Here is a 911-nt window from a genome sequence, read left to right as displayed (position 1 = left end):
TTTCACGACAATCCTTCAGTCGGCGTCGCCATTCCGCCGATCTTTCATATCTCTTACCCGACCATGGGCCACTCATGGTTTGTCAACAAGCCAAGGGCCGAGGAAACGGCGCGCCTGTTGAACATCGACGTCAAGTTCGATGACACCACTCCGGTGGCAGCCTATGGCACCATGTTCTGGTTCCGGCCGCGCGCGCTGCGCAAAATGTTCGAACACAAATGGAAATGGGAAGAGTTCAATGCCGAGCCCGATCATATTGACGGAGGCTTGGCTCACGTGCTGGAGCGGCTGATCACCTACTCTGCTCAGGATGCCGGATTTACCACCCAGCACATTATGTGCGCGCATCAGGTAGCGCACAACTACAGCATGCTGGAGTTCAAGATGCAAAGGCTTGTCGGCATGTTGCCACTCCACGACTTCCCGTGGCATGCCCATCTGTTGTCTGAGTGGAAGAACGCCGGTTATCCCTTGGGGGCGTCAACGATGCAGATTCCAATGACGCCAGCGACGCAGACGGCGCTGATGTCAGGGCCGCAGACGTCGGTGAAACACGCTCTGGCCAGACTCAATTTCGCCATCAAGAGCTCTCTGAAGTTCAGATCGCCTATCTTGTTCAGAATACTCAGACCGTTCTATCGCGGCATAAGGGCGGTCCTGAAGCCAATTCTCGGCGTACTTCTGTAGCGAAAAAGAGTACCGCTTTTCCTGCAGCCTACATTGATGCGCACGCTTGGCAATTCACCCCCCCGATGTTCCGATCTGGAATAGGCACTTGCCAATCTCGGCCTCATTGGGCTGGATATGGAGCAAGTCAATGCCACGCCGCACCTTTTGAATTTCGCGCAATCTTAGAGCGACGGCTGGGGCCGAAGGCGCCGGGACAGATTTGACCGCAGCCAATGGTATGC

Annotated in this window: 1 protein-coding gene; it reads left to right on the top strand. The window is 55.5% G+C overall.

The features are described from left to right. A partial coding sequence (locus ACXJ7R_RS34500; RefSeq protein ID WP_457155699.1) for a rhamnan synthesis F family protein occupies positions 1–687 on the top strand: 687 nt, incomplete at its 5' end. Positions 688–911: the final 224 nt, after the last annotated feature.

This window comes from Mesorhizobium sp. P5_C1 (assembly GCF_054049815.1).
The sequence above is the reverse complement of the archived record's forward strand: the minus strand, read 5'-3'. Positions and strand labels throughout refer to the sequence as shown.